The organism is Streptomyces sp. M-16 (genome assembly GCF_052114405.1).
Lineage (GTDB): Bacteria > Actinomycetota > Actinomycetes > Streptomycetales > Streptomycetaceae > Streptomyces.
Window position 1 is genome coordinate 34584 of sequence record NZ_JBFRER010000062.1, and the last position, 6770, is coordinate 41353.

The 6770-nt window shown below is 76.4% G+C and carries 3 protein-coding genes; all 3 read left to right on the forward strand.

Translation table 11 applies throughout. From position 1 onward, the window contains the following. The first annotated feature begins 126 nt into the window (after positions 1 to 126). From AB4039_RS25675 to AB4039_RS25685, 3 genes are read left to right on the forward strand one after another with little or no spacing between them, the layout of a single operon-like run. On the forward strand, positions 127 to 837 hold the full coding sequence (locus AB4039_RS25675) for an ABC transporter ATP-binding protein (protein ID WP_266836696.1): 711 nt from the start codon (positions 127 to 129) through the stop codon (positions 835 to 837). Continuing rightward, positions 834 to 3140, forward strand: coding sequence for an ABC transporter permease (locus AB4039_RS25680; RefSeq protein ID WP_442271928.1), 2307 nt, complete (start codon positions 834 to 836; stop codon positions 3138 to 3140). The genes AB4039_RS25675 and AB4039_RS25680 overlap by 4 nt, the downstream gene beginning before the upstream one ends. A gap of 11 nt (positions 3141 to 3151) precedes the next feature. Beyond that, entirely contained in the window at positions 3152 to 6715 is a 3564-nt protein-coding gene (locus AB4039_RS25685) for an nSTAND1 domain-containing NTPase (protein WP_442271929.1), read from the forward strand. Positions 6716 to 6770 lie beyond the last annotated feature (55 nt).

Sequence of the window (6770 nt, forward strand, 5' to 3'; positions counted from 1 at the left end):
GCCGGTGCCGTCCCCGCACCCGGGCGGGGCGGCGGCGCGCCCGCGTACATCTGTGGGATGACCCKCCCCACGGGTTACATCCGGTGGGTGACGCCCGGTGCGGGGCGGGCCTTCTAAGTTCGGGGCATGACAAAAGATCATGACAGTGCCCCCGGGGTCGTCGTCCGGCTGGACCGCGTGCACAAGGAGTACGGCGACGCGAAGGCCCTGGACGGCCTCTCCCTGGAGATCCGCAAGGGGGAGGCGGTCGCCGTGATGGGGCCCTCGGGCTGCGGCAAGTCGACCCTGCTCAACATGGTGGCCGGCCTGGACCGGCCGACGGCGGGCACCGTCGAGGTGCACGGCCAGGACCTGGGGTCCCTGTCGGAGACCGGTCTGGCCCTGTTCCGCCGCCGCGGCGTGGGCATGATCTTCCAGTTCTTCAACCTCATCGACGACCTGCCCGCCCTCGACAACGTGGCGCTGGCCGCCCAGTTGACCGGCGTCTCCGCCCGTCAGGCCCGCCGCCGGGCCCTGGAACTCCTCGACGAGCTCGGGATCGCCGACCGGCGCGACCACTACCCCGCCACCCTCAGCGGCGGCGAGCGCCAGCGGGTCGCCGTCGCCCGGGCCCTGATGAACCGGCCCGCGCTGCTGCTCGCCGACGAGCCGACCGGCGCCCTCGACAGCCGCTCCGGCGAACAGGTGATGGACCTGCTGATCGACCTCAACCAGATCGGCCAGACCCTGCTGATCGTCACCCACGACCCCCACCTGGCCACCCGCTGCGCGAGCCGCCTGGTCGAGGTCGCCGACGGCCGCGTGGCCCGCGAGAGCACGCTGGCGGTGACCGCGTGAACGCCGTGTGGCGGGCGGCCCGCGCGGCCGTCCGGCGCCGCCGGGTGCAGACCTTCGTCATCGGGCTGGTCGTCCTGTGCTCCACCACCACCGTGCTGCTCGCCCTCGCCCTGCTCGACGCCGCGTCGGGCCCCTTCGAGAAGGCGCACGCCCGCCAGCGCGGTGCGCACGTGGTGGCGTCCTTCGACACCGGCAGGGTCTCGCCGGAGCAGCTCGCGCGGACCGCGGACCGACCCGGGGTGGAGGCCTCGGCGGGCCCCTTCGGGCAGGCCGTCGTCAACGTTCCCGACGGCTGGCTCTGGACGGCGGGCGGCACGCTCTCCGTCGTGGGCCGGGCCGATCCGGCGGGCCCGGTGGACCGGCTCGAACTCCTCGAAGGGCACTGGGCCAACGCGCCCGGGGAGATCGTCGTCAACTGGCCCTCCCAGGGCTCCCCCGGCCCGGAACTGCTCGGCACCACCCTCGACTCCCCCGGGGGGCCGAAGCTGACGGTCGTCGGTTTCGCCGCCGGCATGAGCAAGTCGGCGAGCGCCTGGGTCACGCCCGGACAGATGGCCGCGATGCACCCCACCTCCGCGCAGATGCTGTACCGGTTCACCGACGCGTCGAGCGCGAGCCGGCTGGACGCCGCCCTGGCCGAAGCCACCGCGGACCTCCCGGGCGGATCGCTGACCGGCGCGCAGGACTACTTCACCCTGAAGGCGGCCTTCTCGGCGCTGGCCGACTCCTACCTCCCCTTCATCACCTTCTTCGGCGTGCTCGGCCTCCTGGTGTCCTGCCTGATCGTCGGGAACGTCGTCAGCGGGGCCGTCGTCTCCGGCTACCGGCACATCGGCGTGCTCAAGGCCGTGGGCTTCACCCCGAACCAGGTCGTCGGCGTCTACCTGACGATGGTCTGCCTGCCGGCCGTCGTCGGCTGCGTCCTCGGCACCCTCGCCGGCAACGCCCTGGCGGGGCCGATCCTGAAGGTGGCGTTCGCCGGCATCGAGACCGGCCGGGCCTCCGTCGGCGCGTACGGCACGTGGGTGTCCGTCGTCTGTCTGGCGGGCATGCCCGCCCTCGTCCTGCTGACCGCCCTGGCCCCCGCCCTGCGGGCGCACCGGCTGCCCGCCGCACGGGCGATCAGCGCGGCCGGCGCTGCGCGTACCGGCCGCGGGCGGCGCTTGCAGCGGCTGCTCGGCGGCAGCCGGCTGCCGCGGTCCGTCAGCCTCGGGCTGGGGCAGTCCTTCGCCCGGCCCGCGCGCACCCTGCTGACCCTCTCCGCGATCGTGCTCGGCGTCACCACGGTGACCCTGGCGACCGGACTGACCGGCACGATGCTGGCCTACGCGGACGCGGGCCGGGACGGGGGCACGCGGATCCAGGTGTCGGCGGGCGGTCCGGGCAACGGCCGTACCCCGCCGGCGCTCACCGACCCGCAGATCGAGGACCGGCTGCGGGCGCTGCCCGGCACGGCCGGGGTACGGGCCCGCGCGCTCTCCCAGGCGCACCTGGCGGGGCAGGCACAGACGGTCTTCGCCGACTTCTACCGCGGGGACGCGTCCCGGGACCCGTACCGGATCGTGCGGGGCCGGGCGCCGGAGGCGGAGGGCGAGGTCGTCGCCGGTCCGGCGTTCCTGACGCAGCGCGGGCTGGCGATCGGTGACCGGACCACGCTGGAACTGCACGGCCGGCAGGCCCCGGTGGTCGTCGTGGGAGAGCTGGTCGAGGGCAACGCGCAGGCCCTGGAAGCCTCCTGGCCGACCCTCCTGAAGCTCGCACCGGACCTGCGCGCCACCGAGTACACGGTGCGGCTGGCCCCGGGGACCGACGCACGGGCCCATGCGAAGGCCGTCGAGGCGATCGACCCGGGGCTGCGCGCCACCGTCCCGGACACCTCCAACGCGGGCACGACGACCGTGGTGACCTTCTCCACGGTGTTCACGGTGTTGCTGACCCTCGTCGCCTCCCTCGGGGTCTTCAACACCGTGCTGCTGAACACCCGTGAGCGCCGCCGGGACCTCGGCATGCTCAAATCGATCGGGATGACGCCCCGGCAGGTGGTGGTGATGACGGTGACCTCGGTCGCCGGGCTGGGCGCGGCCGGCGGGCTGCTCGGGATCCCGCTGGGCATGGTGGCGCACCGGCTGGTCGTGGACCACGTCGCGGTGGTGTCCTTCCCGGAGGCGATGAAGGACGTCTGGCACGCACCGCAACTGGCCGTCCTGCTGCTGGCGGGTGTGGTGATCGCCGTGCTGGGCGCGCTGGTTCCGGCACGCTCGGCCGCACGGGCGACGATCGCGGCGGTCCTGCACACCGAGTAGGTTCTCGACCCATGCAACGACGACCTCTCGCACTGGTGCTCGACGTACTGCTGATGCTGGTGGGGGCCCTGTTGGGGATCGCGACGAACTACGCGACCAACGTGGAGGGGGCGGTCCCGCTCCCGCTGCGGCTGCTGCGCCAGTGGTCGATACCCCTCGTCGGGATCGGCCTGCTGGCCCTGGTCGGCGGGCAGTTGTGGCTGCGCTGGCTGGAACGCCGGCCGGCCGCACCGGCCGCCCGGTGGACGGCCGGACAGCCCCCGTACCCCGGGCTGGAGGCCTTCGGGGAAGAGGACGCGGCCGTCTTCTTCGGCCGGGAGCGGGAGACCGCCGAGCTGGTCGCCCGGCTGCACCCGGCGGTCCCGGCGCGGGCGCACCGGTGCGTGACGGTGGTCGGGCCCTCCGGCTCCGGCAAGTCCTCGCTGGTCCGGGCCGGGCTGCTGCCCGCGCTGACGGGGCGCCGCGCGCGCTGGACCGCGTACCCGGCCATCACCCCCGGCACCGATCCGGTCGGCGCGCTGCGCGCGGCCGTGGACGGCGGGCCACGGGACGGGCGGCCGAGGGTGCTGGTGGTGGACCAGCTGGAGGAACTGCTGACGCTGTCGGGCGCCGGGGAGCGCGCGGCCTTCGCGGAGGCGGTACGGGAGGTCCTGGACCGGGATCCGCGGCTGTGGCTGGTGGGCACGTTGCGCTCGGACTTCCTGACCGGGTTCCTGGAGGGCGGACTGGCACCCCTGGTACGGGATCCGATGGTGATCGGCGCCCTGCCCCGGGAGGCGCTGCACGAGGTGGTGGCCCGCCCGGGGGCCGCCGCCGGGGTGGAGTTCGAGGCGGGGCTGGTCCCCCGGATCGTCGACGACTGCGGGGGAGGCGACGCGCTGCCGTTGCTCGCCTACACCCTCCAGGAGCTGTACCGGCGCGCGGGCGGGCCCGGGTCCGTGATCGGCCACGCCCTGTACCGGGAGGTCGGCGGGGTCGCGGGCGCGCTCGTCGGGCAGGCCGACCGGATCCGCGCGGAACTGCTGGGCCCCGGCGGTCCGCACGGCGACGATCCGGTGGTGGGGACACTGCTGCGGCTGGTCACCGTACGGGGCGGGGAGGCGGTGCGCAGGCGGGTCGCGCGCGCCGAACTGACGCCCGCCGAGGGGGAGATCGCCGACGCCTTCGTCGCGGGCCGGCTGCTGACCTCCGACGCGGGGGTCCTCGACCTGGCCCACGAGGCACTGCTGCGCCGGTGGCCGCCGCTCCACGCGGCCGTCGAGGCCCACGTCGAGCGGCTGCGGCAGCGGGGCGCGTGGGAACGCTGGGCGCAGGAATGGGAGTTCGCGGGGCGGGGCGAGGCGTTCCTGCTGACCGGGGCCCGGCTGGCGGACGCACGGTCCTGGCTGGCCGGGCAGGCCGGCGCCCCGTCCGGGCTGGAGGTGTCGGCGCTCGTCGTGGAGTACGTCGACCGCAGCGCCCGTGCGGACGGCGCGGCGCGGGCCGGCACCGCGGACGCGGTGGCGGCCCGGGTCCTGGAGAGCCGGGAGCCGGAGACCGCGATCGGGATCGCCCGCGCGGCGGTCACCGAGTGGGCGCCGACCCGGGCCGCCCTCCAGGCGCTGCGGACCGCGCTGGACGGATCGCTGCTGCGCGCGGTGCGCGGGGATTTCAGGGCGGCGGTGACGGGCGCGGCCTGGTCGCCCGACGGGTGGCGGCTCGCGGCCTGTTCGGGTGACGGACGGCTGCGCGTGTGGGAGGCGGGCATCGGGGCGCAGGCCGGGGCGGAGACCGTGACGGGAGCCCTGGCCGAGGAGCCTTCGGCGGTGCTCGACGTGCCGGGCCGGTGGCCCCGTGCGGTGGTCTGGTCGCCCGACGGGGCCCTGCTGGTGTGCGCCACCCGCGACGCGCGGCTGACCTCGTGGGAGACGGCGTCCTGGCGCCGGTCGGCGACCGTACGGCACGGGGCGGACGGGGACGGCGGCGGGCCCGGGCGGTCCGGTGGGGACGGCGGCGGGCACGGGGCGCTCGCCTTCTCCCCGGACGGCCGCCGGCTGGTGTCGGCGGCCGGCGACGGGGTGCTCCGGCTGTGGGACCCGGCCGCGCTTACCCCCGCCGGCACCCTGCAGGCGCCGCCGGGCACGGTGTGGAGCGTGGCCTGGTCCCCCGACGGCAGTCGGCTCGCGGCCGCCGGTGAGGACGGGGTCGTACGGGTGTGGCCGTCGGCGGGCCCCGGCGGCCCGGTCCCGGCCGGGCCCGCGCACCGGAACCGGGTCACGGCGTTGTGCTGGTCCCCGGACGGCGCCCTCCTGGCCTCCGGGTCGACGGACCGGACGGTGGTGCTCCGGGACGCGGCGACGGGGGCGGCGGTCCGCACGTTCGAGAGCATGGACGGGATCAACTGCCTGGCCTTCTCCCCCGACGGAACCCGGCTCGCCGCCGGTGACCAGCACCGCAACGTCCGCGTCTGGGACCTGCGCCCGGGCGAGGGCCCCGAGGACGCGGCGCTCTGGCTCACCGGGCACCGGGACGCCCTCTACGCGCTCTCCTGGGCCCCGGACGGCCGGCGCCTGGCCACGGCCTCGCGGGACCGGACCCTCGCCGTGTGGGACACGGGCGCGCCGCCGACGGTACTGCGCGGGCACGCCGAGTCGGTGTGGCGGACGGCCTGGTCGCCGGACGGCAGCCGGCTGGCCAGCGCCTCCGAGGACGGGACCGTACGGGTCTGGCGGACCCCGGAGTTCGGACCGCCCGAGGTGCTGTCCCTCGGGCAGTGCGGGGACCTGGCCTGGTCGCCCGACGGCACCCGGCTCGCGGTGGGCCGCCGGGACGGCACGGTGGCGCTGTGGCCGCGCGACGGCGGCCCGTCGGCGCTGGAACTGGACGGGCACGGCGACGAGGTGTCGGCGGTCCGCTGGTCCCCTGACGGGACCCGGCTGGCGACGGCCGCGCGCGACGGCCTCGTACGGGTGTGGGACGCGGCGGGCGGGACCGCGCTGCGGGTGCTGCGCGGACACCGGGACTGGGTGACCGGGGCCGACTGGTCGCCGGACGGGACCCGGCTGGCGACCTGCGGGACGGACCGCAGGGTGATCCTCTGGGACCCGGACACCGGCGAGCGGGTCGGGACGTTGGAGGGCCACGCCGACCAGGTGTGGAAGGTCGCCTGGTCCCCGGACGGACGCCGGCTGGCCACCGGCTCCCGGGACCGCACGGTGCGGCTGTGGAACCCGGCGGGGTCCTCCGCGGGGCACGTCGTCCTGACGGGTCACGAGGACCGGGTCCAGGAGATCGCCTGGTCCCCGGACGGGACCCGGCTGGCCTCCGTTTCCCGGGACCGCACGGTCCGGCTGTGGGACCCCGCATCGGTGACGGCCCCAGCCGTCGTGGTGGGGCTGCACGCCGACTGGATCAACGGCCTGTGCTGGTCCCCCGACGGCACCCGCCTCGCGACGGCCTCCCGCGACCGGACCGTCCGGCTGTGGACCCCGGCGGACCCGGACCCCGCCCCCCTGCTGCGCCTGTCGGCGGCCCGCGTGCTCCATCCCCCGACCCCGGAGGAACGCCGCGCCCACCGCCTCCCGCCCCCGCCCTGACCCGTGGGAGGGTGCGCGATCCGGCTGGGGGCCTGCGGGCCCGTGGTCGAAGTGG

What these genes read in the sequence shown, in the direction of transcription:
- AB4039_RS25685 (WP_442271929.1), top strand. Translation starts at nt 3,152, where the DNA reads ATGCAACGACGACCTCTCGCACTGGTGCTCGACGTACTGCTGATGCTG.
- AB4039_RS25675 (WP_266836696.1), top strand. Translation starts at nt 127, where the DNA reads ATGACAAAAGATCATGACAGTGCCCCCGGGGTCGTCGTCCGGCTGGAC.